Annotated in this window: 26 protein-coding genes and 2 pseudogenes; 21 read left to right on the plus strand and 7 right to left on the minus strand. The window is 72.8% G+C overall.

Annotated elements, in window-relative coordinates; all coding sequences use genetic code 11:
• The first annotated feature begins 92 nt into the window (after positions 1-92).
• The 6 genes from rpsA to ACIPSE_RS18985 all read left to right on the plus strand — a co-directional run bounded on the left by rpsA (position 93) and on the right by ACIPSE_RS18985 (position 4,742).
• The gene (rpsA, locus tag ACIPSE_RS18960; RefSeq protein ID WP_401663990.1) at positions 93-1,595 is read left to right on the plus strand and encodes a 30S ribosomal protein S1; all 1,503 of its coding nucleotides are present in this window, start codon (positions 93-95) and stop codon (positions 1,593-1,595) included.
• A 193-nt stretch (positions 1,596-1,788) separates the two neighbouring features.
• A complete protein-coding gene (locus ACIPSE_RS18965) occupies positions 1,789-2,727 on the plus strand; it encodes a PAC2 family protein (RefSeq protein ID WP_401663992.1) in 939 nt (312 codons plus the stop codon).
• A gap of 102 nt (positions 2,728-2,829) precedes the next feature.
• Entirely contained in the window at positions 2,830-3,441 is a 612-nt protein-coding gene (gene coaE / locus ACIPSE_RS18970) for a dephospho-CoA kinase (RefSeq protein WP_401663994.1), read from the plus strand.
• A 50-nt stretch (positions 3,442-3,491) separates the two neighbouring features.
• Positions 3,492-3,872, plus strand: a complete 381-nt coding sequence (locus tag ACIPSE_RS18975) for a tetratricopeptide repeat protein (protein WP_401663996.1) — start codon at positions 3,492-3,494, stop codon at positions 3,870-3,872.
• Between the two features lie 58 nt (positions 3,873-3,930).
• Entirely contained in the window at positions 3,931-4,200 is a 270-nt protein-coding gene (locus ACIPSE_RS18980; RefSeq protein WP_401663999.1) for a DUF6343 family protein, read from the plus strand.
• A gap of 98 nt (positions 4,201-4,298) precedes the next feature.
• Positions 4,299-4,742: a DoxX family protein gene (locus ACIPSE_RS18985; protein ID WP_401664001.1), complete on the plus strand. Its 444-nt coding sequence runs from the start codon at positions 4,299-4,301 to the stop codon at positions 4,740-4,742.
• A 101-nt stretch (positions 4,743-4,843) separates the two neighbouring features.
• Here the strand turns inward: ACIPSE_RS18985 and ACIPSE_RS18990 are convergent, their stop codons facing one another.
• On the minus strand, positions 4,844-5,329 hold the full coding sequence (locus ACIPSE_RS18990; protein WP_401664004.1) for an RNA-binding S4 domain-containing protein: 486 nt from the start codon (positions 5,327-5,329) through the stop codon (positions 4,844-4,846).
• A 172-nt stretch (positions 5,330-5,501) separates the two neighbouring features.
• Here ACIPSE_RS18990 and ACIPSE_RS18995 point away from each other — a divergent pair, with 172 nt between their 5' ends.
• The 3 genes and pseudogenes from ACIPSE_RS18995 to ACIPSE_RS19005 all read left to right on the plus strand — a co-directional run bounded on the left by ACIPSE_RS18995 (position 5,502) and on the right by ACIPSE_RS19005 (position 8,766).
• Positions 5,502-6,854 carry a M20/M25/M40 family metallo-hydrolase gene (locus ACIPSE_RS18995; RefSeq protein WP_401664006.1) on the plus strand — a complete coding sequence of 451 codons (1,353 nt, stop codon included), beginning with the start codon at positions 5,502-5,504 and terminating at the stop codon, positions 6,852-6,854.
• On the plus strand, positions 6,851-8,368 hold the full coding sequence (locus tag ACIPSE_RS19000) for a YfcC family protein (RefSeq protein ID WP_401664008.1): 1,518 nt from the start codon (positions 6,851-6,853) through the stop codon (positions 8,366-8,368). The genes ACIPSE_RS18995 and ACIPSE_RS19000 overlap by 4 nt, the downstream gene beginning before the upstream one ends.
• A 24-nt stretch (positions 8,369-8,392) precedes the next feature.
• Positions 8,393-8,766: pseudogene (locus ACIPSE_RS19005) on the plus strand (hypothetical protein).
• 27 nt (positions 8,767-8,793) lie between these two features.
• On the opposite strand, the gene ACIPSE_RS19010 reads toward ACIPSE_RS19005, so the two are convergent.
• Complete coding sequence (locus tag ACIPSE_RS19010) at positions 8,794-9,444, minus strand: GntR family transcriptional regulator (protein ID WP_401664010.1); 651 nt, start codon at positions 9,442-9,444, stop codon at positions 8,794-8,796.
• Positions 9,445-9,589: 145 nt separating this feature from the next.
• Between ACIPSE_RS19010 and ACIPSE_RS19015 the strand changes: the two genes are divergently transcribed.
• From ACIPSE_RS19015 to ACIPSE_RS19025, 3 genes are all read left to right on the plus strand, one after another.
• The gene (locus ACIPSE_RS19015) at positions 9,590-11,092 is read left to right on the plus strand and encodes an NCS1 family nucleobase:cation symporter-1 (protein ID WP_401664012.1); all 1,503 of its coding nucleotides are present in this window, start codon (positions 9,590-9,592) and stop codon (positions 11,090-11,092) included.
• 5 nt (positions 11,093-11,097) lie between these two features.
• Positions 11,098-11,826, plus strand: coding sequence for an aspartate/glutamate racemase family protein (locus ACIPSE_RS19020; protein WP_401664015.1), 729 nt, complete (start codon positions 11,098-11,100; stop codon positions 11,824-11,826).
• A gap of 399 nt (positions 11,827-12,225) precedes the next feature.
• Complete coding sequence (locus tag ACIPSE_RS19025; RefSeq protein WP_401664455.1) at positions 12,226-13,278, plus strand: glycoside hydrolase family 6 protein; 1,053 nt, start codon at positions 12,226-12,228, stop codon at positions 13,276-13,278.
• A gap of 9 nt (positions 13,279-13,287) precedes the next feature.
• Here ACIPSE_RS19025 and ACIPSE_RS19030 read toward each other — a convergent pair whose 3' ends face one another.
• Positions 13,288-13,875 carry a GNAT family N-acetyltransferase gene (locus ACIPSE_RS19030; protein ID WP_401664017.1) on the minus strand — a complete coding sequence of 196 codons (588 nt, stop codon included), beginning with the start codon at positions 13,873-13,875 and terminating at the stop codon, positions 13,288-13,290.
• Positions 13,872-14,285 carry a RidA family protein gene (locus ACIPSE_RS19035; protein WP_401664019.1) on the minus strand — a complete coding sequence of 138 codons (414 nt, stop codon included), beginning with the start codon at positions 14,283-14,285 and terminating at the stop codon, positions 13,872-13,874. The genes ACIPSE_RS19030 and ACIPSE_RS19035 overlap by 4 nt, the downstream gene beginning before the upstream one ends.
• 218 nt (positions 14,286-14,503) lie before the next feature.
• Between ACIPSE_RS19035 and ACIPSE_RS19040 the strand changes: the two genes are divergently transcribed.
• The gene (locus ACIPSE_RS19040; RefSeq protein WP_401664021.1) at positions 14,504-14,890 is read left to right on the plus strand and encodes a hypothetical protein; all 387 of its coding nucleotides are present in this window, start codon (positions 14,504-14,506) and stop codon (positions 14,888-14,890) included.
• Between the two features lie 14 nt (positions 14,891-14,904).
• Here ACIPSE_RS19040 and ACIPSE_RS19045 read toward each other — a convergent pair whose 3' ends face one another.
• On the minus strand, positions 14,905-15,462 hold the full coding sequence (locus ACIPSE_RS19045; protein ID WP_401664456.1) for a hypothetical protein: 558 nt from the start codon (positions 15,460-15,462) through the stop codon (positions 14,905-14,907).
• 183 nt (positions 15,463-15,645) lie between these two features.
• Positions 15,646-16,245, minus strand: coding sequence for a hypothetical protein (locus ACIPSE_RS19050; protein WP_401664023.1), 600 nt, complete (start codon positions 16,243-16,245; stop codon positions 15,646-15,648).
• A 138-nt stretch (positions 16,246-16,383) separates the two neighbouring features.
• Between ACIPSE_RS19050 and ACIPSE_RS19055 the strand changes: the two genes are divergently transcribed.
• The 7 genes and pseudogenes from ACIPSE_RS19055 to ACIPSE_RS19085 all read left to right on the plus strand — a co-directional run bounded on the left by ACIPSE_RS19055 (position 16,384) and on the right by ACIPSE_RS19085 (position 23,810).
• Complete coding sequence (locus tag ACIPSE_RS19055; RefSeq protein WP_401664025.1) at positions 16,384-16,839, plus strand: hypothetical protein; 456 nt, start codon at positions 16,384-16,386, stop codon at positions 16,837-16,839.
• A 58-nt stretch (positions 16,840-16,897) separates the two neighbouring features.
• Positions 16,898-17,535: pseudogene (locus tag ACIPSE_RS19060) on the plus strand (nucleotidyltransferase domain-containing protein).
• A 230-nt stretch (positions 17,536-17,765) separates the two neighbouring features.
• The gene (locus ACIPSE_RS19065; protein ID WP_401664027.1) at positions 17,766-18,230 is read left to right on the plus strand and encodes a hypothetical protein; all 465 of its coding nucleotides are present in this window, start codon (positions 17,766-17,768) and stop codon (positions 18,228-18,230) included.
• A gap of 13 nt (positions 18,231-18,243) precedes the next feature.
• Positions 18,244-19,824, plus strand: a complete 1,581-nt coding sequence (locus ACIPSE_RS19070) for a hypothetical protein (protein WP_401664030.1) — start codon at positions 18,244-18,246, stop codon at positions 19,822-19,824.
• Positions 19,825-19,873: 49 nt separating this feature from the next.
• Positions 19,874-20,557 carry an ABC transporter ATP-binding protein gene (locus tag ACIPSE_RS19075; protein ID WP_401664032.1) on the plus strand — a complete coding sequence of 228 codons (684 nt, stop codon included), beginning with the start codon at positions 19,874-19,876 and terminating at the stop codon, positions 20,555-20,557.
• Positions 20,554-21,753, plus strand: coding sequence for an FtsX-like permease family protein (locus ACIPSE_RS19080; RefSeq protein WP_401664034.1), 1,200 nt, complete (start codon positions 20,554-20,556; stop codon positions 21,751-21,753). The genes ACIPSE_RS19075 and ACIPSE_RS19080 overlap by 4 nt, the downstream gene beginning before the upstream one ends.
• Before the next feature lie 215 nt (positions 21,754-21,968).
• Positions 21,969-23,810 carry an FUSC family protein gene (locus ACIPSE_RS19085; protein WP_401664036.1) on the plus strand — a complete coding sequence of 614 codons (1,842 nt, stop codon included), beginning with the start codon at positions 21,969-21,971 and terminating at the stop codon, positions 23,808-23,810.
• 14 nt (positions 23,811-23,824) lie between these two features.
• Here ACIPSE_RS19085 and ACIPSE_RS19090 read toward each other — a convergent pair whose 3' ends face one another.
• The gene (locus ACIPSE_RS19090; RefSeq protein ID WP_401664039.1) at positions 23,825-24,778 is read right to left on the minus strand and encodes an endonuclease/exonuclease/phosphatase family protein; all 954 of its coding nucleotides are present in this window, start codon (positions 24,776-24,778) and stop codon (positions 23,825-23,827) included.
• Between the two features lie 126 nt (positions 24,779-24,904).
• Here ACIPSE_RS19090 and ACIPSE_RS19095 point away from each other — a divergent pair, with 126 nt between their 5' ends.
• On the plus strand, positions 24,905-26,251 hold the full coding sequence (locus ACIPSE_RS19095) for an amidohydrolase (RefSeq protein ID WP_401664041.1): 1,347 nt from the start codon (positions 24,905-24,907) through the stop codon (positions 26,249-26,251).
• Positions 26,252-26,330: the final 79 nt, after the last annotated feature.

Below are 26,330 nucleotides of genomic sequence, written 5' to 3' on the forward strand. Positions count from 1 at the left end.
GCTTCCTTGGCTGTCCGGCTTCTTCAGAGCGATACGGGCTCCCGGCGTAGCAGTACCTACGACTCAATGTCCGTACCGGAGCCCTTTCCCACATGACGAGCAGCACCGAGACCACCGCCACCACCCCGCAGGTTGCGGTCAACGACATCGGTAACGAGGAAGCCTTCCTCGCCGCTATCGACGAGACGATCAAGTACTTCAACGATGGCGACATCGTCGACGGCGTCATCGTCAAGGTTGACCGGGACGAGGTTCTCCTCGACATCGGTTACAAGACCGAAGGTGTCATCCCGAGCCGCGAGCTCTCGATCAAGCACGACGTCGACCCCAACGAGGTCGTCGCCGTCGGTGACGAGATCGAAGCCCTTGTTCTCCAGAAGGAGGACAAGGAAGGCCGCCTGATCCTCTCGAAGAAGCGTGCCCAGTACGAGCGCGCCTGGGGCACGATCGAGAAGATCAAGGAAGAGGACGGCATCGTCACCGGTACCGTCATCGAGGTCGTCAAGGGTGGTCTCATCCTCGACATCGGCCTCCGTGGCTTCCTCCCGGCCTCCCTGGTCGAGATGCGCCGCGTTCGCGACCTCCAGCCCTACGTGGGCAAGGAGCTCGAGGCCAAGATCATCGAGCTGGACAAGAACCGCAACAACGTGGTCCTGTCCCGCCGTGCCTGGCTGGAGCAGACCCAGTCCGAGGTCCGCCAGACGTTCCTCACGACCCTTCAGAAGGGTCAGGTCCGCTCCGGCGTGGTCTCCTCGATCGTCAACTTCGGTGCCTTCGTGGACCTGGGTGGCGTCGACGGTCTGGTCCACGTCTCCGAGCTGTCCTGGAAGCACATCGACCACCCCTCCGAGGTTGTCGAGGTCGGCCAGGAAGTCACCGTCGAGGTCCTCGACGTCGACATGGACCGCGAGCGTGTCTCCCTGTCGCTGAAGGCGACCCAGGAAGACCCGTGGCAGCAGTTCGCCCGCACGCACCAGATCGGCCAGGTCGTGCCCGGCAAGGTCACGAAGCTGGTTCCGTTCGGTGCGTTCGTCCGCGTGGACGAGGGCATCGAGGGTCTGGTCCACATCTCCGAGCTGGCCGAGCGCCACGTGGAGATCCCGGAGCAGGTCGTCCAGGTCAACGACGAGATCTTCGTCAAGGTCATCGACATCGACCTCGAGCGCCGTCGCATCAGCCTCTCGCTGAAGCAGGCCAACGAGTCCTTCGGTGCCGACCCGGCCTCGGTCGAGTTCGACCCGACCCTGTACGGCATGGCCGCGTCCTACGACGACCAGGGCAACTACATCTACCCCGAGGGCTTCGACCCCGAGACCAACGACTGGCTCGAGGGCTTCGAATCCCAGCGTGAGGTGTGGGAGAACCAGTACGCCGAGGCGCAGACCCGCTTCGAGCAGCACCAGGCGCAGGTCATCAAGAGCCGCGAGGCCGACGCCGCTGCCGCGGCCGAGGGCGGCGACGCTGCCGGTGCGGCTCCGGTCGCGGGCGGCGGCGGTGGCTCGTACTCCTCCGAGGGCGCGGACACCTCCGGTGCCCTGGCCTCGGACGAGGCGCTCGCCGCGCTCCGCGAGAAGCTCGCGGGCGGCCAGAGCTGAACACGCTCTGAGCAGTAGATCCTGATCGAGGGCCCGTACCTTCCGAGGTACGGGCCTTCGGCGTGTCCGGGCTCGTGACGCGGTGGAACGGGGCATGAGAAGGCCGTAAGAGGTGCCTGATCAGCGCCCCGGGCGGGAATGCCCCTCTCCTGAAGGGCGTTGTGCAGTACGAACACGAGGAGGAGCGGTCACTGTGCTTGATCCGCAGGGTTTGTACGCATGGGAGCCGAAGGGCCTGGCCGTCGTCGACGTGGCGCTCGCCCAGGAGTCGGCAGGCCTTGTCATGCTCTACCACTTCGACGGATACATCGACGCGGGCGAGACCGGCGACCAGATCGTCGACCGGCTGCTCGACTCGCTGCCCCACCAGGTCGTCGCCAGATTCGACCACGACCGGCTCGTGGACTACCGCGCCCGCCGCCCGCTGCTCACCTTCGAACGCGACCGCTGGACCGACTACGAGGTCCCCACGCTGGACGTACGGCTCGTCCAGGACGCCACCGGAGCGCCCTTCCTGCTGCTGTCGGGACCGGAGCCGGACGTGGAGTGGGAGCGGTTCGCCGTGGCCGTCCAGCAGATCGTGGAGCGGCTCGGCGTCCGGCTGTCGGTGAACTTCCACGGCATCCCGATGGGCGTCCCGCACACCCGCCCCGTCGGCCTCACCCCGCACGGCAGCCGCACCGACCTCGTCCCCGGCCACCGCAGCCCCTTCGAGGAGGCGCAGGTCCCCGGCAGCGCCGAGGCGCTCGTCGAGTACCGCCTCATGGAGGCAGGCCACGACGTGCTGGGCGTCGCCGCGCACGTCCCGCACTACATCGCCCGCTCCTCCTACCCGGACGCGGCCCTGACGGTCCTGGAGGCCATCACGGGGGCGACCGGCCTGGTCCTGCCGGGCATCGCGCACGCCCTGCGCACCGACGCCCACCGCACCCAGACCGAGATCGACCGGCAGATCCGTGAGGGCGACGAGGAACTGGTCTCCCTCGTCCAGGGACTGGAGCACCAGTACGACGCCGCCGCGGGCGCCGAGACCCGCGGGAACATGCTCGCCGAGCCGGTGGACATCCCCTCGGCCGACGAGATCGGGCAGGAGTTCGAGCGCTTCCTGGCGGAGCGGGAGGGCGACAACTAGGGGGTGCTGTGCGGGACTTCCGCACCGTCCCCTGGGCGCACCGGCAGGGCGGCCGGCGACCGGTGGGTTCCGCCGCCGGAGGCAGGACCTAAGCTTCGGCTCATGCTGAAAGTGGGCCTGACCGGTGGGATCGGCGCCGGCAAGAGCGAGGTGTCACGGCTGCTCGTCGAGTGCGGCGCCGTGCTGATCGACGCGGACCGCATCGCGCGCGAGGTCGTGGAGCCGGGTACTCCCGGGCTCGCCGCGGTGGTCGACGCCTTCGGGACGGACGTGCTCACCGAGCAGGGCACGCTGGACCGGCCCAGGCTCGGCTCCATCGTCTTCGCCGACCCGGAACGGCTCGCCGTGCTGAACGCGATCGTGCATCCCCTGGTGGGGGCCCGCTCCCGCGCCCTGGAGTCGGCCGCCGCCGAGGACGCCGTCGTCGTGCACGACGTGCCGCTGCTCGCCGAGAATGGGCTGGCGCCGCTGTACGACCTCGTGATCGTCGTCGACGCGAGCCCCGGGACCCAGCTCGACCGGCTGGTGCGGCTGCGCGGCATGACCGAGGAGGACGCCCGGGCCCGGATGGCCGCGCAGGCGACCCGGGAGAAGCGGCTGGAGATCGCCGACGTCGTCGTCGACAACGACGTCCCCCTCGAACAGCTGCGGCGCCGGGTGCGCGAGGTGTGGACGCTGCTGACGCGGCGGGCCGCCGGGCAGCCGGCGGAATAGCCCTGCGCGTCGCGGGCGTTGAACCCGTCGAGAGAGGGAAGGACTCTGCCGTGCCCGAGACCAGCGGTTCGACCGGACGTACTCCGGAGACGCATGTCATCGACTTCCGCGCCGCCGAGCAGCTGCTCGCCGCGCGGGACCCCCGGGGCGCGGTGAAACTGCTCGACTCCGTCATCGCCGCGCACCCCGAGAACACCGCCGCCCGGTTGCTGCGCGCACGTGCCTTCTTCGCCGCCGCGCAACTGCGGCCCGCGGAGCTGGAGTTCACGATCGTCCTGGAGCGGGAGCCGGACAACGCGTTCGCGCACTTCGCGCTCGGCCGCACCTACGAGCGGCAGGCCCGCCCCGACGAGGCCAAGCGCCACTTCCGGCTGGCGGCGGCACTGGACCCCAACCCGCGGTACCTGAAGGCCGCCCGCTTCGAGTCGTAGCGGGGTGCGGCCCCCGGCGCGCCGGGGGAGTACGTTGGCGGGGAGAGTGGTGGTCCCGATGCGTACGGGCAGTGAGCCGAAGACCGCGCGCAGCGCGCTGCGGGCCCGCCTGTGGCTGTGTCTGTGGGGCGTGGCCTGGGCGATCTTCGGCACGGCCGCGTTCGCCCTGGTGGGCCGTCCCGGCTGGGCGATCGCCTGCGGTGTGCTGTGGCTGGTGACGACCGTCGACCTGACCGTGGTCCTGCACCACATCCGCCAGGGCCCCCACTACCAGCCGGGCCCGGACGTCCCGCCGTACCGGCCGAGCCGGGGGAACACGGACGGCTGAGGCGACTGCCCGGCCCGGAAGCGATGAGTTCCGGTGCCGGGCGCGGTCCATCCCTGTGACAGCACGACGCACCGCTTCGCTTCCCACAGGAGACCCCGATGTCCGAGATCACCGCCTCCGCCGCCGCCCCCGTCGTCGCCGAGTCCGCGACCGCTCGTGGGCGCCGTGCCCGCGCCGCCCTGCGGACCGTGCAGGTGCTGCTGGCCCTCTTCTTCGCGGTCGCCAGCGCGCTGCCCAAGCTGATCGCGCTCCCCGCCGCCGTGGACAGCTTCGCCGAGATCGGCTGGGGCGACACGGGGATGTACGTCATCGGCACCCTCGAACTGGCCGGTGCCGTCGCCCTGTTGGTGCCCGTGCTCCAGTCGGTGGCGGCGCTGGCGCTGAGCGGGCTGATGGTGGGCGCGTTCGTCGTCCAGGTCTCCGTCTTCGACGGGGAGAACGCCGCGACACCGCTCATCCTGATCGTCCCGCTGGCCCTCGTGGCCTGGGCCCGGCGCGAGCAGAACGCCCGGCTGCCGCGGCTGGTGCGACGAGGAGCGTGAACGGTCGTCGTGCCGATGCCGGCATCGACGCGCAGGGCTGTGGCGTCCGGAGGGCCGAAGGGCCGGACCGGACGCCGTCGCCGTGCGCGCCGGAGCTGTTCCTAGCGTCCCTCGGCGCGGCCCCCGGTGCCGGGGGAGGGGTGCGGCGGGGCGGCCACTCCTCTGAGCCGGTCCATCTCACGGCGGTCCCGCTTGGTGGGGCGGCCCGCACCCCGGTCACGGACACCGGCGGGGGCGACGGCCTCGCGGGGCGGGGGCGGCGGGCTGTTGTCGGCGTAGCACTCGACGGCCACGGGGGCGCCGACCCGCTTGCGGATGAGGCGCTTGACCTTGACGATCCGTTCCCGGCCCTCGTGGACGAGCCGTACCTCGTCGCCGACGCGCAGGGAGTGGGCCGGCTTGACCCGCTCGCCGTTCACCCGGACATGGCCGCCCTTGCAGGCCGCGGCCCCCTGCGAGCGGGTCTTGACCAGGCGGACGGACCAGATCCAGCTGTCGACCCGGACGGTCTCCCCGCCCGGGGGAGCCGCGGCCTCGGCGGCGGCCACCGCGGCCTTCCCGCCGTCATCCGCACGTTCAGCAACCATGCCCCGACCTTAGCCGCCCCCGCGGACCGCTCCGAAGGGATTTCCCCCAGCGGCCCGCCCGCTGCCCCGCGCCCTCCTCCTGGCCCACCCCGGATGCGGCCCCCACCCCGCCCCCCGAGGCTGTGGGAACACGGCGGGGCAGGCCCCGGGCCAGGGAGCAGCGAGGAGCGGCATGGGTACAGCGGCCAAGGTCGACGGGTTGATGGACGGACTCAAGGCCGACCTGGAGCGGCTCGCGGCGATCCCGTCCGTGGCGTTCCCCGGATACCCCGCGGGCCCCGTCCAGGATGCGCACGACCTGCTCGTCGACCTGCTGCGCGAGGCCGGGGTCGAACGGATCGAGCGCATCGACCTGCCCGGTACCGCGCCCGTGATCCACGCCGAGATCCCGCCGCCCGACCCGGCCGCACCGACCGTCCTGCTCTACTCCCACTACGACGTCCAGCCGCCGGGCGACGAGAATCTCTGGCTGTCACCGCCCTTCGAGCCGACGCCCGTCGAGGGCGGGCTGCGGGCGCGCGGGATCGCCGACGACAAGTCGAACGTCATCGCGCACCTGGGGATGCTGCGGGCGTTCGAGGGGCGACCGCCGGTCGGGATCAAGATCGTGTTCGAGGGGCAGGAGGAGTACGGCAGCCCCTTCGACGCGTACCCGCCCACCGACCCCGCGCGGTTCGCCTGCGACGCCATGGTCATCGCCGACCTCGGCAATCTGCGCCCCGGCACCCCGACCCTGACCACCGCGCTGCGCGGCGCCGCCGAGGTGACCGTCGAGGTCCGCACCCTCGACGAGCCGCGCCACAGCGGGGAGTTCGGCGGCGCCGCCCCGGACGCGCTCGTCGTCCTGCTCAAGGCGCTGGCCACGCTGCACGACGTGCACGGTGACGTCGCCGTGGCCGGGCTGCGGCGCGAGGAGTGGACCGGGACGACGTACACCGAGGAGGAGTTCCGGGAGCTCGCGGGTGTGCGGGACGGCGTGCCGCTCGTCGGCAGCGGAAGTCTCGGCGAGCGGCTGTGGAGCGGCCCCGCGATCACCGTCGTCGGACTGGACGCGCCGGGCGTCGACCACGCGGCCTCGGCCGTCGTGCCGTACGCCCGCGCCAAGCTCAACCTGCGGTTCCATCCGCGGCAGGACCCGCGCGAGGCCCAGGACCGGCTCGTCGGCCATCTGCGCTCGCTGCGCCCCTTCGGCGTGCCGCTGACCGTCACCCCCGGCGACACCGGGCCCGGCTACGAGGCCCGCACCGGCGGACCCGCCTACCGTGCCGCGCTCGCCGCGCTCGGCGAGGCCTGGGGGACGGAGCCGTCGTACGTCGCCACCGGCGGGTCGATCCCGCTGGTCAACGGGCTCGCCGAGGCGGCGCCCGGGGCCGAGGTGCTGCTGTTCGGCGCGCAGGACAGCATGTGCAATCTGCACGCCCCCAACGAACGGGTGCTCTTCGACGAGCTGCGCAACACCGTCGTCGCGATGTGCGCCTTCGTGGAGCGGTACGCCGCGGACTTCCGTGCCGGGGCCGCCGGATGAGCGTCACCGAGGCCCCGCCGACCCGGGAGCCGCGGCCGAGGAGGAAGTTCACCTTCCCGAGCGCGCTCACCGTCCTCGCGATCGTCACCGTCGCCGTGTGGCTGGTGGCGTTCCTGATCCCCGCCGGGGAGTACGACCGCGACGACTCGGGCGCGCCCGTGCAGGGCACGTACCACCGCGTCGACTCCACGCAGAGCTTCGCCGACCGCCTCGACGACCTCTTCCTCGCCCCGGTCAACGGCCTCTACGGCGTCCAGGACGCGAAGTCGGGCCAGGTCGGCCCGGACCTGGCCGGTGAACTGTACGGCAGCGCGGGCGTGTTCCTGTTCGTGCTCGCGATCGGCGCGTTCATCACGGTCGTCTTCGCGACCGGCGCCCTCGACCGGGGCATCGCCCGTCTCGCGCACCGGCTGCGCGACCGCGGCGCGCTGCTGATCGCCGGGATCATGGTGGTCTTCTCGGTGCTCGGCACGGTCGAGGGCTTCGCCGAGGAGACCCTCGGGTTCTACGGCCTGATCGTGCCGCTGATGCTCGCGCTCGGCTACGACCGGATGGTCGCCGTCGGCACGATCATCCTCGGCGCGGGCATCGGCGTGCTCTGCTCGACCGTCAACCCCTTCGCGACCGGGGTGGCGTCCTCCGCGGCGGACATCTCGCTCGGCGACGGGATCGTGCTGCGGTTCGTGATGTGGGTGGTGCTGACGGCGGTGACGGTCGCGTACGTCATCCGCTACGCGCGCCGGGTGCGCAGGGACCCGGCGCGGTCGCTCACCGGGTTCCTGCCCGGCGACCGGGACCAGGCCGTGGCCGACGAGGCGCCCGAGCTGACCGCCCTGCACAAGGCCGTCCTCGTCGCCATGGCCCTCGTCTTCGCCTTCATGATCTTCTCGGTGGTGCCCTGGTCCAGCGCCCTGACCGGGGACGCGGACGCCACCCCGTACGGCTTCGAGCTCGGCTGGTCCTTCCCGCAGCTCGCCGCGCTCTTCCTCTGCGCGGCCGTGCTGATCGGGCTGGTCGCGCGGATGGGCGAGCAGAAGCTCAGCGCGACGATCGTCCAGGGCGCCGCCGACTTCATCTCGCCCGCGCTGGTCATCGTCCTGGCGCGCGGGGTGACCGTCATCATGAACAACTCGCAGATCACGGACACCGTCCTGCACTCCATCGAGGGCGTCGTCGACGGCACGTCGGCGGGCGTCTTCGCGATCCTGGTGTTCCTCGTCAACCTCCCGCTCGCCTTCCTGATCCCCTCCACCTCCGGTCACGCCACCCTCGCCATGCCGATCCTCGCCCCGCTCGCCGACTTCGCGGGCGTCTCGCGCGCGGTCGTCGTCACCGCCTGGCAGTCGGCCAGCGGCTGGATGAACCTCTGGGTGCCGACCACCGCCGTCACCATCGGCGGCGTCGCCCTCGCGAAGGTCGGCTACGACCGCTACCTGCGGTTCGTGTGGCCGCTCCTGGCGGTCCTGTTCCTGCTGATCTGCGGGTTCGTGGCGGTGGGCGCGGCCTGGACGTAGCCGTACGGTGGCGGTGTGTCCGCCCTGTCCGCCCCGTCCGCACTCGACCGGCGTGTCGCCGGCTGCCGGGCCTGCCCGCGTCTCGTCGACCGGCGCGAGGAGGTCGCCCGGACGAAACGGGCCGCCTTCGCCGACCAGACCAGACCTGCTGGGGGCGGCCCGTGCCCGGTTTCGGGCCGCCCGACGCGCGCCTGCCGGTCGTCGGCCTAGCCTCGCAGCCGACGTCCACGGCGACCGGCGACGGGCTGGAGCCGCGCGGCGTCCGCGTCACCTCGCCGGTCTCCCTCGACGGGCTGGACCTCTTCGGCTGCTGCCACGTCAGTCGGCGCACCACGTTCACGGGACGGCTGACGCCGCGGATGCTGCGCGGGGTGCCGCGCGCGGCGGCGGACGTGTAGCGGGGGGTGTACGGGCGGGGCGTCCTCTCAGGCCGGTTCCCCGAACAGGTGCCTGACCGTCGAGCGGTGGTTGGCCCGGACATGGCGCAGGGCGTGCGCGCGGGCCCGCTCCGGGTCGCCGGAGGCGATCGCCTCGTACAGCTCCTTGTGCTCGGTGAGCAGCTGGGGCCACTCCTCGTTCCGCCGGGTCAGCCAGCGCAGCCGGCCGTCGACCGGTTCCATGACGGAGATCAGCAGGCTGTTGCCGGCCAGGGCCAGGATGCGGTCGTGGAAACGGGTGTTGGCGTCGGTGATGGTCTCCGCGTCGCCCTTGTGCGTGGCCGTGGCCGCCTGGTCGAGCAGGTCCCTCAGTTCGGCCAGGGCCTCGGCGGTCGCCCGCGTCGCCGCCAGCCCCGCCGCGTACACCTCCAACGCCTCGCGCAGCTCGAAGAGTTCCTCCACGTCCTTCGGGGTGAGACGGCGTACGACGGCCCGGCGCGGGGTCTCGAAGTGGACGAACCCCTCGGCGACCAGGGCCCGGACCGCCTCCCGCACCGGCACCCGGGAGACCCCGAACCGCTCGGCGAGCTCCCGTTCCACGAGCCGGTCGCCGGGGCCGATGCGGCCCGCGATGATGTCCTGCCGCAGCGCGGCCAGGACCCGCTCGCGCACCGCGCCGAGGGGCTCGATCTTCGTCATGGGCCCATCTTCGCCGACGCGAGGGGGCTTTTACGGACCCGTAACGGGGCGGACATCGGTCGGAACGCTTGACGGCGGGACCATGTCCGCAGTTTGGTATACCAAACGGCTGCAGCGCTCTCCCGTCCCCGTCACTGGAGGCCCCGTGTCCCTCGCCGGAAGTGCCCGCGCCACAGGCACCCCGACCGCGTTCGTCCCCGACCCCCGGCTCACCAACGAAGACCTCGCCCCCGCCGGCAAGCGGAACTGGAAGGTCTTCGACCTCTTCGCCATGTGGATGTCCGACGTCCACAACCTCGGCAACTACACGTTCGCGGCCGGTCTGCTCGTCCTCGGCATGAACGTGTGGCAGGTCTTCACCTCGCTCCTCGTCGGCTTCGTTCTCATCTACGTCGGCATGAACTGGATGGGCCGCATCGGCCAGAGCCACGGCGTCCCCTTCCCCGTCGTCAGCCGCATCAGCTTCGGCGTCTGGGGCGCCAACATCCCCGCCCTCATCCGGGCCGTGATCGCCATCATGTGGTACGGCATCCAGACCTACCTCGCCTCCGTCGCGGTGAACGTCATGCTGCTCGCCGCCTGGCCCGGCCTGGAGTCGTGGACGCACAGCTCGTTCCTCGGACTGGACGCGCTGGGCTGGCTGTCCTTCGTGTCGCTGTGGCTGATCCAGGCGCTGATCATCACTCAGGGCATGGAGTCCGTCCGCAAGTTCCAGGACTTCTGCGGCCCGGCGATCTGGCTGGTGATGATCGCGCTGGCGGTGTGGGTGCTGTCCAAGGCCGGCTGGTCCATCTCGCTCACCTCCACCCCGCACCCGGTCCCGGTCGGCGAGCAGTGGCGGCAGTGGTTCGGCGCGATCGGGCTCATCCTCGCCACCTACGGCACGCTCATGCTCAACTTCTGCGACTTCTCCCGCTTCGCCCCCGACTACCGGACCGTGCGGCGCGGCAACTTCTGGGGCCTGCCCATCAACTCCACGGCCTTCGTCGTCGTCTCGGTGATCGTCACCGCCGGCTCCCTGGAGGTGTGGGGCGAGGCCATCACCGACCCGGCGGAACTCGTCGCCAAGGTCGGCAGCACCTGGGTCCTGGTCCTCGCCGCGCTCACCTTCGCCATCGCCACCATGGGCGTCAACATCGTCGCCAACTTCGTCTCCCCGGCTTACGACCTGGCCAACGTGTGGCCCCAGAAGATCAGCTTCAAGGTCGGCGGTCTGATCAGCACGGTCGCCGCCCTGGTGGTCACGCCCTGGAACCTGTTCTCCAACCCCACGGTCGTCAACTACTTCCTCGGCGGCCTCGGCGCCTTCCTCGGCCCGCTGTTCGGCGTGATCATGCTCGACTACTACTGGGTCAAGCGCGGCCGGATCGACGTGGACGCCCTGTTCTCCGGCGCCCCGGGCTCCCGCTACTACTACCGCGGCGGCGTCAACCCGAAGGCGCTGGCCGCCTTCCTCCCGGCCGCCGCGGTCGCCGCCGTCCTGGCCCTGGTCACGACGTTCAGCGACGTGGCGCCGTACTCCTGGTTCATCGGCACGGCCCTGGCGGCCGGCCTGTACGCGCTGCTGTGCCGCGACGAGCGCGCGCGGCCGGTCGCCGAGCAGGCCGCCGGCGAGAGCGCGGGGGCGACAGCGGAGGAAGGAGTCTGACGGACGTGCGGATCGTCGTCACCAACTGCAACACCACGCGGGAGATGACCGAGGAGATCGTACGAGGTGCCCGGGCCGCCGCCGGTCCGGGCACCACCGTCACCGGGCTGACCCCGCACTGGGGCCCCGAGTCCGCGGAGGGCTGGCTCGACAGCTATCTGTCCGCCGCGGCGGTCCTGGACGCCCTGCGCACCTACGACGGCCCCGCCTACGACGCGGTCGTCATGGCCGGCTTCGGCGAGCACGGGCGCGAGGGCGTCCGTGAACTCGTCGACGTCCCCGTCGTCGACATCACGGAGGCCGCCGCCCATCTGGCCTGCCTGCTGGGCCGCCGGTACGGCGTGGTCACCACCCTGGGCCGGTCCTGCGGCCAGATCGAGGACAGCCTCGAACTCGCCGGGGTCGGCCGCAACTGCGTCGCCGTCGTCGGCACGGGCCTCGGCGTCCTGGAACTGACCGACGCCGACCGCACCGAGGCCGCCTTCCTCGCCGCCGCCGAACGCGTCCGGGACGCGGGCGCCGACGTCCTCGTCCTCGGCTGCGCCGGGATGACGGGCCTCCAGCGGGCCGTGGGCCGGAAACTGGGCCTCCCGGTCGTCGACGGGGTGGGCGCCGCCGTGAAGCTCGCCGAGTCGCTGGTCGGGCTCGGGCTGAGCACCAGCCGCGCGGGCGGCTACGCCCGGCCGCTGCCCAAACGCCGGGTCTGGGGGCGGCAGGCGCCTCCGTCGGGGTGATCCTTCAGCCCGCCCGTCCGGTCGTACGTCCCGCCGGGCGCCGCCCGGTCGCAGACTCCCCGTCAGGGCGGGCCACCGCCGGAACGGAGTCGCGCTGTGGGCAGGTTGTTCTCATGGACGCCCGGCGGGCGGACGCGTGGGGCGGGGACGTCCCGGGTGCGGGCGTGTGGGACGGGGACGGGTGGCGCACGAGGGCGCGGGGTGCGGCGGCGTGCCGTCGGGGTCTCGCGCGGGCTGGTGGTCGCCGCGGTCGCCGCGGTCGCCGCGGTCGCCGCGGTTGCCGCGGTGCTCGGCGGGTTGTGCTGCGCCGGAGCGTACGACGAGGGGGCGTTCGGGGAGAGGGTGTTCGGGGAGAGGGCGTACGACGAGGGGGCGTTCGACGAGAGGGCGTTCGGCGGGGTGTCCCTCGGGAGGGCGGGGGCGGGGTTCCGCCAGGTGTCCTTGGGGGTGCCCGGTGCGGGGGCGCGTGAGGTGGCCTCGCCCGGGGTGTCTCTTGGGGTGTCCGGTGACGGGGTGCGCGGGGTGCGCGGGGTGTCCCTCGGGATCTCCCTCGGGATGTCCGGTGAGGAGCTGTGGACCGATCCGGGTACGCGGGCCGCGCGGCAGGTGGCGGAGTGGCGGCGCGAGGGCTGGCTCACGGACGCCGCGCTGCTGGAACGTATCTCCACCCGTCCCCAGGCCGAATGGCTCGTCGGACCCGACCCCGGTCCGGTCGTGCGCGCCCGCACCATGGCCGCCGCCCGCGCGGGACGGCTCGCCGTGCTGGTAGCCTACTACGTCCCCCACCGCGACTGCGGGCAGTTCTCCAGCGGCGGCGCCCCGGACGGCGCCGCCTACCGCCGCTGGGTCGACGAGTTCGCCGCCGCCCTCGGCGACCGGGGAGGCTACGTCGTCGTCGAACCGGACGCCGTCGCCCAGATCGTGGCCGGCTGCACCCGAGTCGTCGCCGAGGAGCGCTACGCCCTGCTCGCCTACGCGGTCGACCGCCTCACCCGCCGCCCCCGCACCCATGTCTACCTCGACGCGGGCAACTCCTCCTGGATCCCCGAGCCCTGGCGCCTGGTCGACGGGCTCACCGCGTCGGGTGTCGCCCAGGCGGACGGCTTCGCCCTCAACGTCTCCAACTTCCAGACGGACGCGGCCACCTCCACGTACGGCGACCGGCTGTCGCGGGACCTCGGCGGCAAGCATTACGTCGTCGACACCAGCCGCAACGGCAACGGCCCCTACACCGGTACGGTCGGGGCCGACGCCTCCGTGGGCAGCTGGTGCAACCCGCCGGGCCGGGCACTGGGCCGGGCGCCGACCACCGTCACGGGGGCCGCGCCGATCGACGCCTACCTGTGGATCAAACGGCCCGGCGAATCCGACGGCACCTGCCGGGGCGGACCGGCGGCGGGCGAGTGGTGGCCGTCCTACGCACTGGAGCTGGCGCGCAACGCCCGCGGATGACACGGGCGTTCACGGCCTCCACTCGTAGCGCACATCGGGTTCGCGTTCCTCGTTGCCGCTGCCGTCCGTGTACTCGACGGCGACGAAGCCGTGCCGCTCGTAGAAGCGGCGGGCGGGTTCGTTGACCTGGAACGCCCACAGGTGCAGGCCGTCGGGGGAGCGGTCCTTGGCGAGCCGGATGAACCGGTCCCCGATGCCCCGGCCGCGCCAGTCGGGGGCGAGGTAGAGCTGCGAGAGGAGGCCGCCGTTCAGGACCATCATCCCGACGATGGCGCTGCTGCCGCGGCCTGGGTAAGGGGTGTCTGAAGCCTCGGACGCATCGGATGCGTCCGAGGGATCCGATGCATCCGACGTATCTGACGAGTCCGACGCTTCTGTGGCCTGTGCGACCCATGTCTCCCGGTGGGGTACGACCACGTCCCGGATGTAGTCCCGTATCTCGTCGTCCGACCGGGGACGGACGACGGTCGGCAGGGCCGCGGTGAAGGAGCGGAGCCAGACGTCGGCCGTCGCGGCGGCGTCGGGGGCGGTGGCACGGCGGAGGGTGATCGCGGGGCGAGGAGGATGCGGGGTCGGGTTCGGGTTCGGGGAGGTCACGCGCGGGTCTCCTCCGGGACCACAGCCGTCGCCGTGATCTCCACCAGCTGACCGGTGTAGCCGAGGCAGGCCACGCCGAGCAGCGTCGAGGAGTGCGGGCCCGCGCTGAGCCCGGAGGCCTCCACCACCTCCCAGACGGCGGACAGCGCCGAGGGCTCAGCGCTCACGACGTACACGTCCGTCGCCACGACATGCGCCAAGTCGCTGCCCACCGCGCGCAGTTGCTCCCCGAGATTGGCGATCACCCGCTCGGCCTGCCGTACGGGATCCCCTTCTCCGACGAGTCTCCCCTCGGCGTCGAGCGGCACGGCCCCGGCGAGGAACGCGAGCTTCGTACCGGCCTCCACGACGGAGGCGTGCGCGTACGTGGGCGGCGGGAACAGGGTGGGTACGGTGACACGCTGGATCACGGGAAGCTCCGGTGACGGGAACGAGAGCGGACGACGAGAACGAGAGCGGACGGCGGGGCGCGCCTGGACGGCGAGAACGAGAGCGGACGGCGGGGCGCGAGCAGAGGACAGCCAACCAACCGATCATCCAGAGGGCACACCGACACCGCATCCGATTTACTCTTTGGGATCCCCTCTCGCGGACTCCACCGTCCGACGCGGGGAGCCGGAGGTTCACCATGGCACGCACCGCCCACCACGTCCCCAGCCGGCACCGCACCCTCCCCGCCTTCTGGTCGCTCGGTCTGCCGGGGCCGTGGACCGGCAACGCCGTCCCCGACCTCCGCCGCACGCACGCCGAGTCGCGGCGCGTCCGGCGTGAGGGACGGCGGCCCGTGCCCAGGCGGGTCGTGCGGCGCTTCACGTCGTACACGTACGCCCGCGCCGTCGGCGACCGGTCCACGAGCCCGTACGAACGCCGGGCCCGCGCCGCCCTGCAACGCTTCCGGGCCTCCGCCCGGCTGACCCTGCGGGCGGCGGCTTCTGAGGAGGCGCTGCTGACGTGTGCGGAGGACCTGGACCTTCCGCCGACCCGGCATCGCCACAGGGACCTCTGGGAGGCGTGAGGGAGGAGCGGCGGTCACGAGCGCGCCCCCTTCCCCCGCTCCCTCAGCCGCCGTTCGCACTCCGCCGCGAGCTCCGGGTAAGCCTCCGAGACGGCCGCGCAGATCCTCCGGGTGAGCAGTTCCTCCGCCGCCGCGCGCCCGGTCGCGCCCTGCAACCCGGCGAGCAACTCGCCGTGGCGGGTGAGCCGGTGACACAGGTAGTCGACCTTCCAGCGGGCCAGACGCGCGGGCTCGACGCCGCCCGCCGCGGCGGGCTCGTCACGCCGACGGGCCCGTTCCCCGTCGAGACGGGTGTGGTGATCGACGGCCAGCGCCGTCAGCTGCTCCGGGGACAGCCGTGGCACGTCGATCGGTTCCGTCGCGATCCGCGCGAGCACCTCCCGGCGCCTGCGCAGCGCCACGGCCCGCGCCGCCGCGGAACGCCGCGCGGCAGCCGCGGCGACAGCCCGGAACTCCTCGGTCCGCTCGGCCTCCTCGATCCGCTCCAGCCGGTAGAGACGACTCTGCGGAGCCGAGGGGAAGTGCGGGTTCCGCAGCAGCAGATCAGGCTCCCCGAGCAGCCGCCGCACCATCCCCACGGTCCACCCCCGCCCTCGCAACCCGGCCACCGAGAGATGCCCCCCGACCCCCCACCCCGCCGAACCCCCACCACGCCGCCCGCCGTCCATAGCCATGACACGCTCCCCCGTCGTTACGCTGAGTGACGAGTTCATTGATAACGCGTGCCACTGACAATCGGGCGGACGCCGGGAGGGTCAGGCCCCTTGCGGCGTGGGAGGGGAGGTGTTCATCTCGGGAGCCCTGGGCGCCGGGAGGTTGATCAGGTCGCTCACGTCCGCTACCTCCTGCAAGGTCCGGGCCAGCGAGACGAGGCTCTGGCGCACCTCGCCGATCCGCTCGCGCAGCGCCTGCGCGTGTTCCCACTGCCGTTCCCATGCCACGGGGTCGTGCCCTTCCGGCCGCTGCGACTCGTACGCCGCGAGGCGGGGGTGCCACTGCGCGAGCAGTGGGCGGAGCACCCGGTTGAGCACGGTCACCGCGAGGACGCCGAAGCTGACGTGGCCCGGCGCGAGCGGCGGTGCCACGTCGGGGCCGTAGCGGCGCAGGATGTCGCGGGTGGTGTTGAAGAACGTGTAGAACGACGACAACGCCTCACGCAGGAAGCCGTCTTCGGGGTCGAGTTCCTCGACCGACACGCGGGTGACGAGCTCCAGATACAGCTCCCATGCCGCGCTGCGTTCCGCGTCGGCCGGTTCCCATGTGCCCGTGATGTCGCCGACGAACGGTATCGCCAGCCTGGCCGTGACCTGAGTGGGACCACTCGGTCGACGTCGTCTGCGCTGTCTGTTGGTCATGATCACCCTCCCCGGTACCAGAGTAGGGTAAGTCGGCTTCCGGGTGCCCGTGCGTGAGATCTGCCGGCCGCCGCCCATCAGTCGGACTGCTGCGTTCCGGTTACGCTGGCCTTTCCCGGCGGTCGGAAGGAGGCACCCATGGCAACGTCCAGCGAGTCGGAACGGATGGCCGCCTACGACATCCAGGTCGAGCTGGTCACCCGGGTCGGGGTGCAGGAACTCGACTCCGGAACCGGCAGCCTGCGTGAGGCGCTGACCTCGCTGAAGTCCTTGCTCGACTTCACCCGGGCGACTCTGCGCGCGTACGGGACATCCGTCACGCGCGCCGCCGCCGGGCAGCCGACCGTTCCAGGCCTCTGCGACGCCCTCGTCAACGACGTCATCGGCCCCTTCACCACTGCCTGGCACCCCCGGCTCACCGCCCACGAGGCCTGTCGCCCTGGGGGCACCGCACCTCTCGACCATGAGGCGTCCTGGCCGGAAGCCGCAGCGATGCGCACCGAACTCACCGCCCTGCGCGAGCCGTTGCTGCACATCGAGGAACAACTGAGCGCTATTTCGGGAGCGGACTTCGGAGCACCGGCGACGGGCTGACCGCCGGCGGTCGCCGCGCCCGAAATCACCTGGAACCCGTCCGGACAGCGACTGGGACCTGGTGGTCTCCTACCAGCGCGCCTTCGACCCCGACGACCTCCGTGCCGTCAGCTGGGCGGGCGAGGTCTTCGAAGTGGGCGGATGGGGCGGGGGCGTCTTCAACTGCGGGGCGTGGCTGACCGTCGAAGGGCAGCGCGTGGACGTCCACTACCAGGATCTCGACGTCGTCGAGCACGAGTCGGCGCAGGCACGGGGAGGCAGGTTCCACGTCGAGCCGCTCCTGTTCCATCTCGCCAGCATCCCCAGCTACCTGCTCGTGGCCGAATTGGCGATCAACCAGGTCCTGCACGGCGAACTCCCGCGCCCCGGCACCTACCCCGCACCCCAGCGCACCGTGGCCGGCACCCGCTGGCACGACGCCGCCCATGCCACCCTCGCCAGGACCGCCCCGCCGCCGCCCGCCTCACCGAACTGGCCGGCGCCCTCGCCACCGCCGCCACCCAGGCCGCCCGCGGCGTCCTCGCGTCCCGGGGCGAATGGGTCACCAACGAGAAGCGCCTGCTGGAGCGCGCCGGCCTCCGGGGGATGGACCGGATCATCGAGGACCTTCGCAAGGATCCTGACGGCCGACTGCACGCCGTGTCCGAGACACAAGCGCTCTTCGCGACGTGCGGTGTCACACCCAGGGGTGAATGACGTGCACCTCCGGCTGGCCTGAACGGGACTGCCCCAGCCGCTGCGGCTGACCGTGGACGCCGAGGCCACGTCGGCCGTGTTCTGCAGAAACGTTGACGAGAGCAGATCCATCCGTCGCTTTTCGGTCAGTTCCGCCCAGTTCCCCGACCCGTACAGTCTCGGTCCCCGGCCGAAGAGGAAACCGAAGCGCGCGGACGCGCCGTGGTGCCGGGAGCAACGGGGAGACACGGATGAAGAAGGCTCTGCTGACCACGCACCTCGTCGGAGTCCTGCTGGTGGGGACCGCCGTGCCGGGCGCGGCCATTTCCGACACCGGCTCGACGCCGCTGCCCGGCACGGGGGCGAAGGTCGAGGTCAACGCTTGGCACTGCAATGTGTACGCCGACAAGTGCTCGTTCAAGACGTCGACCAAGACCACCAAGGGCGGGTCGAAGTACAAGGTCCGCAAGATCACGAACACGGCCACCGTGAAGGCGAACGGCTGGCAGGCGACCCTCTCGCTGAGCCCGAGCGGCACCTACGTGAGCGAGAACACGCGCCAGGTGAGCTGGACGAACAAGAACACCTGGATCGCCGACGTCAGCGGGATCGCGGACCCGGGCGGATCGCTCAACACCAGCATCACCACCTGCTCCGACGGCGGTGCCTTCAACGCCGGCGTCAAGGCGTTCGCCTCGGCCTGCGCCAACGACTGAACGGTGATCCGCCGTGAAGAACCGTGTGATCGTCACCGCACTGGCAGCGATCGCCGCTGTGGCCCTCGCGGTCTCCGTGGCCGACGAGGGAACGGTGGCCCGGCCCGGGCCACCCGGCGGTGAACTGCCCGGCCAACTCGCCGCACTGCGCGGAGCGAACGACCTCGTACGCGCCACCCGTACCGATGTCGGGCGCGATCCCGCGCTGTACCCGACCGCGTACGGGCGTCTGGAAGCCGCGTTGGCCCCGGGACACCGCACCGGCGCATCGATCCCCGCTGTCCGTCCCGACGCCCTTGCGGATCTGGCCCGTACCGAAGCACTCGACACGCCTGCCTGGCGGGCCCACTACGTGTGCTTGTCACTGGAGGGTTCCAGGTCGGTCGAGGCCGCGGAGGTCCTGGACCGTGCCGGCATCCGGCAGTCTGCCGAGAGGGAAGCGCTGGCCTACCTGCGCGCGCCGGACCCCGAGGACGACGCACTGACCTCGCTCGCCACCCGGGCTGCCTTCGTGCGGACGCTGGCCTGTCTGGGACACGGGGCCCCGATCCCTCGCGGGGCCCTGGAGCGCCTGGCCGCGGACGCCGCCCGTACCGACCGGCCCGTCCCGGCTCTGCACGCTGTCGAAGCCTTGCGGGCGGCGGGTGTCGACGTACGGGCCACGCGGGTCCTGCGGGACGCCGATGTGCTGTCCCGGACCGACTGCGCACGGCAGGAGCCCATTCAGCGAGCCGCGCTCACCTTGCTCAGCCAACGGCTGACAGCATCGACCCGCGTCTGTCTGAAGCCCTCGTTGAGCGACCCCGACAGCCAGACCCGATGGCTGGTCCGGCGCGCCTTGCGGATCGGCGCCGCCGATTCCGCCGCGTCGTTGCCCGCTCCGGTGGACGCGATCCGCTCCGACGGGCTCGTCGCCAAGTCCCCGGCGCAGTTGGGCACGCTCACCGCCACCTACAACGCGGCGCGCGCCCTGACGGCCGGAGCACGTCAGCAGGACGTTCCCGCCTGGCTGACGAAGAAGCTGACGCGCATGGGGTCGGATCCCGGCCTCGAACCGTCCGACCGGATCCTGCTCGCCATGACCTGTCACCGCCTGTCCCTGGACTGCGGACCACAGGCCGACCAAGGCGCCGAGGAGGCCTCCGCGCTCACGGTTCCCGCCCGGCTCACCGCCGAGAACCAGCGCGGCTGGTACGGAGCCATGGCGGCGCGCGCCGAGTTCGGCCTGGGATGCCGCGCTACGGCCGTCGACCTGCCCGCGGACGAGGGCGCCGGGCTCTCCTCCCGCTCGCTCCGCGTCATTGTCGTCCTCGCGGACGCGGGATGCACGGCGCAGGCGCGGCGGTTGGCGGACGGCGCCGATCTGGTCGCGCAGGCCCGTGAGGCTCTGCGGGAAGGCGATCTGCCCGGTGCCTCGGACGCGGTCGAGGCGGCCCTCGCCTCGGACCAGAGCATCCCGCAGACCTTCTGGGACGACCTTCCCGGCCTCGTACGGCGCTGCCGGGACGCGGAGTTCCCCGATCTCTACGCCGATTCACCGGGCGGAGCCGCCACGGCGGACGCCACCAGAGCGGCCTACTACCTCCTCGCCTGAGCCGAGCCGAACGGCTCCTCTCTCCCCTCCCGGTAAGGACACCCCGACCATGAACACCGCTGCACCGCCCGCCCTCGTGGCCGAGGGGCTGGCCTTCACCTATGCGTCCGGGGGCGGACTGGCTCGGGCGGATCTCGTCCTGGAGCGCGGGGCCACGGCCGCCGTCGAGGGGCCCTCCGGATCGGGCAAGAGCACACTGCTGGCGCTGCTCGGGCTGATCCTCGCCCCGGCCGAGGGGACCTTGCGGGTCGCCGGTACCGACATCGACGCCCTGACCATGGCGGAGCGGGACCTGCTGCGGCTGCGTTCGATCGGCATCGTTCTTCAGGACCTCGGTCTGCTGTCGTTCCTCAACGCGTGGGAGAACGTCGCCGCCGCCTTCGGCCCCCGCCTGGAACGGCACCGCTCGGTGGCCCGTGCGCTCCTGGGCGAACTCGGCATGGCGGAGCTCGCCGACGCGCCGGTCACCGAACTCTCCGGCGGCCAGCGGCAGCGCATCGCCGTCGCGCGCGCCGCCGTGAAGGAGCCGGTGCTGATCCTGGCGGACGAGCCGACCTCGGGACTCGACCCGAAGAGCGCCAACGCCGTGATGAGGTCCCTGCGTTCCTGCGCCGGGCGCGGGGCCGCCGTCCTGCTCGTCACCCATGACCCCGCGCTCGCCGGGACGTGCCGGCAGCGGTACGTCCTCGACGACGGCGTGCTCACCGCGGCCCGCGAGGAGAACCTGCGATGAGCCGCTGGAGCCTCTGCACCTGGAAGCGGGACGGGCGTTCGCTGCGCCGGGCCCTGCCCACCCTCACCGTTCTGGCCGCGCTGCTGACCACCGCCGCCGGAGTGGCGGCCGGTGCCGCGGGTGCCGTAGAGCGGGACGTGCTGGGGTCGGGCGGGCTCACCCAGATCGAACTGTCCTCGTTCGAGGGGGACTCGTCGGTCCGCTCGCTCACGTCCTCCGCGCTGCGGGACGCCCGCGGTGTACCCGGCGTTCGCGAGGTCGTCGCCGACTACCCCTCCGTGCTGTACGCCGAGGACGAGGGGACGTACGACCTGACGACCCACACCCTCACCCCGGGCGACGATCTTCCCGTCACCCGGGGAGCCGTTCCCGCGGCGGGACTCGGCCGGGACGAGGTCGTGCTCCCCGCCGCCACACAGGGCAGCGACCTCACCCCGCTCCTCGGCCGTACCGTCGCCTTCGGGTACACCCGGGCCACCGGTGCCGCCTCCGGAACCACCGCCGTCGTCCGGCTGCGGATCGTCGCCCTGTACGACCCGAGCTGGCAGGCCGACGGGCCCGGGGCCGCCTATCTCGCCGAGGAGAGCGCCGCCTTCCTGGCCGCGGCACGTGCCGGGCGGACGGCCGAGGCGTTCCGCGACCGGGAGGGCGCGCGGAGCGCCGTGGCCGTGGTCGGTCACCAGACGCAGGTCGCTGCGGCCGTGGCCGCACTCCAGGACGACGGGTTCTCGGCGTCCGCCGTGTCCGACCGGGTACGCGATCTGCCGGGCCTCTTCGGCGCGGCGGACCTGGCCATGCGGGTCGGGGTCCTGGTGCTGGCGATCGCAGCCGTCTGGCTCGGCGCCGTACGGGCGGCGGACAGCGCGCGGGCGCGGATCGGGCAGTTCGGGGTGCTGCGGATCCTCGGCGTGGGCCGGGGCGAGCTGCGGCGCATCCTGCTCGGGGAAGCGGTGCTCTCCGGCGCGGTGGCGGGTGTGGGCGGTGTCCTCGTGGGCGCGGGGATCTCGGTCGCCGCCGCCGGATCGCTCAGTGACCTGCTCGGGCTGCCCATCACCGTCCCGGACGCGCTGCCCGGACCGGCCTGGGCCGTCGCGGCGCTGACACTGCCCACCGTCGGACTCGCGCTCGGCACGCTCCTCGGCAGCCGGGACGCCCTGCGCCGTGACCCGTATCTCACGGCGCGCGCCGGGGCCTGACCGGTCCCGGTCCCCGTTCACGCTTCCCCAGGGCATCGCGCTCACAAAGGGCCCCCCTTTCCCGTCAGCCGTCACACCCCCGAACAACCGTCACACCCCCGAAATACCCTCGCCCCCTTCCTCCCCTCCCGACCCCCTACCGTGGAAGGTGACAGCCCGGCCACCGTCGCCCGAAGGCGTTACCCGCCGTCGATACGACAGGAGAGCCGTCGCTCGTGTCTCTCGCTCTGCCGCCCTGGATTGCCCACGCGCTCCGCGCCCAGCGGGGTCCCGTTCCCTGGAGTGCCGTCACGCGCGGGGCGCTGGCGGCGGGGCCGCTGTTGCTGGCCGCCGTGGTCGCGGGGCGTACCGGGCTCGGTGTGGTGGCCGCGATCGGGGCGATGCTCGCCGGGGTGAACGACCGGCCGGGCAGCCGGCGGGCCTCCGTGCGACGGCTCGGGGTGCCCGCGTCGGCGGGGGCCGCGGGGCTGTACGTGGGGACGTTCGCGGGGGACCGGCTCGGGCCCGTCGCGCTGACCCTCCTGCTCACCGGGCTCGGACTGGTCGCGGGCGGGATGAGCGCCGTGGGACCCGTGGCGTCCGGTGCGGGCACGCAACTGCTGGTCGCCGCGGCGATCGGGGCCGGGATGCCGCTGCCGGAGGGCGACTGGGAACGGGCGCTCGCCTACCTCGGCGGGGCCGGATGGCTGCTGGCGCTGCGGCTCGCCCTCCCCACGCCCGGCGCGCTCGCCGGCGACTTCCGGTTCGACGGGGAGCGGCACGCCGTCGCCGCCGTGTACGACGCCGTCGCCGATCTGCTCGACGCCGCGGGATCGGAGCGGGCACCCGTCCGGCGCGCCGGGCTCACCGCCGCCCTCGACCACGCCCAGGACGCGCTCGGCGGGCCCCGCCTGCGCCGGTACGCCTCCTCCTCCGCCGAGCGGCGGCTGCACGCGCAGTACGCCGCCGCCCTCCCGCTCGCCGAGGCCGCCACCGCGCTCGCCTGGGAGGGGGAGGCCGTGGGCGCGCGGGCCGCCGAAGGACCCCGGCTGCTCGCCACCGCCGTACGGGACAACGCGCACACCGGGCCGCTGCCCGCGCCCGGCCGGTCCGCGCCCGCCCTGCGGGCCCTCGACGACGCCCTGCTGCACGCCGCCGAGGCCTTCGACCAGGGCAGCGGACGGCCGCTGCACCTGCGCGAGCGGACCGCCCGCGAGGTGCTGCGGGCCGCCTTCGGGAGCGGCGGACGGGAGTACGGGCTGCGGGTCGCCCTCTGCTTCGGCGCGAGCGTCGCCATCGCCCAGGCACTGCACCACGCCCGCTGGTACGGCGCCCACGAGCACTGGTACTGGCTGCCCGCCACCGCCGTCTTCCTGGTCAAGCCCGACCTCGGGCCGCTCGTGTCCCGGGTGCTGTGCCGGGCCGCGGGGACGGTGCTCGGCGCGCTCGTCTTCGCCGGGTTCGCCGCCGTGCTGCCCCGGCCCGGCGGACTCGTCGCGCTCGTCGCCGTCTGTGGGGCGCTCATTCCCGTCGCCACCCGCCACTTCGCCGCGCAGACCGCCGCCGTCACCGTCCTCGTGCTGGCGCTCGTCATGGTCGGCGGCGAGCCCCAGGCCTCCGCGGGACGCATCGTGGAGACGCTGCTGGCCTGCGCGATCGTGCTCGTCGTCGGACATCTGCCGATGCCGGGACAGCGCGCCGGGGGCGTACGGGCCCGGATCGCCGCAGCGGGCGGCGCCGCGCACGCCTATCTCGCGCACGTCCTGGGCGAGAACAGCCGCGGCACCCGCTGGACCCTGCGCCGGGAGGCCTACCGCGCGCTCGCCGAAGCCCGTACCGCGATCGCGCTGGCCGCCGCCGAACTCCCCTCGCTCGCACGGCACTCGGAGGGTGCCGCCGAACTCGCCGGCACCCTCGAACGGCTCGTCGACACCACCACCGCCTGCGCCGTCCACCTCGAGGACCGGGGCGCCGTCGGGCCCGAGCTGGGACGGCAGCTCGCCGCACTGCTGGAGGAACTCGCCGACGACCGGCGGCACATGCCCCTGCGGCTCCCCGAACTGCCCTTGGCCGTATGACTGCTTGAGCCGCTCTAGTCCTCGATCCGTACCCACACCGGCGCGTGGTCCGACCCCGGCCTGCCGCGCCGGTCCGCCGGGTCCGCGTCCACCGACGGCAGCCGCGGCGCCTCCCCGCCCGGCAGGCCCGTGCCCGCGGCCGTCACCCCGAAGACCAGGCGGTGGCTGACCAGGATGTGGTCGATCAGCTCACGGCGCCCCGAGTTGACGCGGGAGTAGCGCCGGTCGGCCGGGATCATCGGGGCCACGTTCCACAGCCTCGCCGCGTCACCCCGGTCGGGCTTCTGGTAGCCGGGGGTGCCGATCTCGGAACCCTGGGGGCCGAGCAGGATCTGCGTGGTCGCCGCCTGCACCTCGTCGTTGAGGTCGCCCATCACCGCCACGCCGTGCGCGCGGCCGTCCCCCGCGAGCAGGTCGTCGGCCAGCGCGCGCAGCGTCGTCGCCTCCGCCGTCCGCCGGAACAGCGCGTACGCCCCGAACCGGGCCCGCTCGCCCTCGTCGCGCGGCTGGAACCGGCCGCCCGGGAACGACAGCAGCTTCGACTTCAGATGGCAGACGGCCGCCCTCAACGGGCCCTGCCCGGTGGCCAGTTCCACCGCGAGGACGCCCCGGCCGGTCGCGGCGGCCACCGCGCCCTCGTCGTCCGCCTGCACGGGCCGCAGCCCCGCCGGGAACGCGCTCGTGTCGGACAGCACCTCCAGCGGCGTCCGGCTGAGGAAGCCGACCCGGATGCCCCGGCCGTCCGGGTGCCGGGACAGCGCGGTGTGCCAGTCGCCGCCCAGCAGGGGGACCAGGTCCCGCAGCGCTTCCGGGTCGCCGACCTCCTGCACGCCCAGCAGCGTCGGATCCAGCTCCGTGATCACGGCGGCCAGCGCGGCCAGCTTCGTCTCGTAGGCGGCCTTGTCCGCGGGGCCGAAGGGGCCGCCGGGTCGGTACAGGTTCTCCAGGTTCCAGGTGGCGAGGAGCATGCCGGCGCCTTTCCGGAGGGACGGTGGTGGGATCAGGGTGCTGGACCGCACGGCCGCGCGACAGAGCCGGGACCGGATGCGCGGTTCGGCTCACGCCACCCGACGACGACGCCGTACGTTGGCGTGATGACCGACTCTCCCGCCGACCTCGCCGTCACCGGCTGCACCGTCCTCGTCCACGACGAGCACGAGCGCATCGGGTTCCGTGAGGACGCCACGATCGTCGTACGGGACGGCGTCATCGAGTCCGTCAGCGACGCCGCGACCCCCGTCGAGGCACGCCAGCGCGTCGACGCCCGCGGGCAGGTGGCGCTGCCCGGGCTGATCAACTGCCATACGCACGCGCCCATGGTCGCCCTGCGCGGCGTCGCCGAGGACCTGCCCACCGAGGAGTGGTTCAACGACGTCGTCTGGCCCGTCGAGTCCAACCTCACCGCGAAGGACGTGGAGTTGGGCGCGCTCCTCGCCTGCGCCGAGATGATCCGCGGCGGCGTCACCTGCTTCGCGGACCACTACTTCTCCATGGACGCGGTCGCGGACGTGGTCGCCGAGTGCGGGATGCGCGCCCACCTCGGCGAGGCGTTCTTCACCTCCCAGGGGCCTCAGGGCCGGGCCGGATCACTGGAGTTCGCGCTGCGCCGGCGCGGCGCCGCCGGTGGCCGCATCACCACCGCCCTCGCCCCGCACGCCCCCTACACCGTCGACGACGCCGACCTCGCCGCCACCGCCGAACTGGCCCGCACCCACGGCCTCCCCGTCCATCTGCACGCCTCCGAGAACCGCGACCAGACCCAGGTGAGCCTCGAACGGCACGGCGTCACCCCGATCGAGGTCCTGCGGCGCACCGGCATCCTCGACACGGACGTCCTGATCGCGCACGGCACCGGCATCCTCGACCGCGACCTGCCCCTGCTGGAGGAGGCGGGCGGCCGGGTGGCCGTCGCCAGCGCCCCGCGCGGCTACCTCAAGTTCGCCTGGCCCACCACCACACCGGTGCGGGCCCTGCGCGAGATCGGCGTTCCCGTCGGCCTCGCCACCGACGGCGCCGCCTCCAACAACTCCCTCGACGTGTGGGAGTCGATGGCGCTCACCGCGCTCGTCCAGAAGTCGGCCACCGGTGACCCCCGCTGGCTGACCGCCCGTCAGGCCCTGCACCACGCGACGCTCCAGAGCGCCCGCGCGGTCGGCCTCGGCGACCGGATCGGCGGCATCGCGCCCGGCCGCCGCGCCGACATCGTCCTCGTCGACCTGTCCGGACCGCACACCCAGCCCGTCCACGACCTCGCCGCCACCCTCGTGCACAGCGCCCGCTCCTCCGACGTGCGCACGACCATCGTCGACGGCCGGATCCTGATGCGGGACCGGGAGCTGCTGACCATCGACGTGCCCGCCGTGGTGGGGGAGTTGGCGGGACGCCTGCCCGCCCTGCTCGACCGTGGCCACGGCAGGCGCGTCCAGGAGTACGACACGTAGGCCGGCCACGGCCGGAAGCACTTTCCGGACCCGGGCCGACCTGGGCCGGAAGAAAACTTTCCGGCGCAGCGATGAGTTC

It is taken from the genome of Streptomyces sp. NPDC090106 (assembly GCF_044747265.1).
GTDB lineage: Bacteria > Actinomycetota > Actinomycetes > Streptomycetales > Streptomycetaceae > Streptomyces.

Bases quoted from the DNA above. Each gene is read 5' to 3' on its own strand.
- ACIPSE_RS19075 (WP_401664032.1), top strand. From the start codon at position 19,874: ATGAACACCGCTGCACCGCCCGCCCTCGTGGCCGAGGGGCTGGCCTTC.
- ACIPSE_RS19065 (WP_401664027.1), top strand. From the start codon at position 17,766: ATGAAGAAGGCTCTGCTGACCACGCACCTCGTCGGAGTCCTGCTGGTG.
- ACIPSE_RS19045 (WP_401664456.1), bottom strand. From the start codon at position 15,462: ATGGTGCGGCGGCTGCTCGGGGAGCCTGATCTGCTGCTGCGGAACCCG.
- ACIPSE_RS19050 (WP_401664023.1), bottom strand. From the start codon at position 16,245: ATGACCAACAGACAGCGCAGACGACGTCGACCGAGTGGTCCCACTCAG.
- coaE (WP_401663994.1), top strand. From the start codon at position 2,830: ATGCTGAAAGTGGGCCTGACCGGTGGGATCGGCGCCGGCAAGAGCGAG.
- ACIPSE_RS19080 (WP_401664034.1), top strand. From the start codon at position 20,554: ATGAGCCGCTGGAGCCTCTGCACCTGGAAGCGGGACGGGCGTTCGCTG.
- ACIPSE_RS18995 (WP_401664006.1), top strand. From the start codon at position 5,502: ATGGGTACAGCGGCCAAGGTCGACGGGTTGATGGACGGACTCAAGGCC.
- ACIPSE_RS18985 (WP_401664001.1), top strand. From the start codon at position 4,299: ATGTCCGAGATCACCGCCTCCGCCGCCGCCCCCGTCGTCGCCGAGTCC.
- ACIPSE_RS19000 (WP_401664008.1), top strand. From the start codon at position 6,851: ATGAGCGTCACCGAGGCCCCGCCGACCCGGGAGCCGCGGCCGAGGAGG.
- rpsA (WP_401663990.1), top strand. From the start codon at position 93: ATGACGAGCAGCACCGAGACCACCGCCACCACCCCGCAGGTTGCGGTC.
- ACIPSE_RS18990 (WP_401664004.1), bottom strand. From the start codon at position 5,329: ATGGTTGCTGAACGTGCGGATGACGGCGGGAAGGCCGCGGTGGCCGCC.
- ACIPSE_RS19010 (WP_401664010.1), bottom strand. From the start codon at position 9,444: ATGACGAAGATCGAGCCCCTCGGCGCGGTGCGCGAGCGGGTCCTGGCC.
- ACIPSE_RS18980 (WP_401663999.1), top strand. From the start codon at position 3,931: ATGCGTACGGGCAGTGAGCCGAAGACCGCGCGCAGCGCGCTGCGGGCC.
- ACIPSE_RS19055 (WP_401664025.1), top strand. From the start codon at position 16,384: ATGGCAACGTCCAGCGAGTCGGAACGGATGGCCGCCTACGACATCCAG.
- ACIPSE_RS19040 (WP_401664021.1), top strand. From the start codon at position 14,504: ATGGCACGCACCGCCCACCACGTCCCCAGCCGGCACCGCACCCTCCCC.
- ACIPSE_RS19090 (WP_401664039.1), bottom strand. From the start codon at position 24,778: ATGCTCCTCGCCACCTGGAACCTGGAGAACCTGTACCGACCCGGCGGC.
- ACIPSE_RS19095 (WP_401664041.1), top strand. From the start codon at position 24,905: ATGACCGACTCTCCCGCCGACCTCGCCGTCACCGGCTGCACCGTCCTC.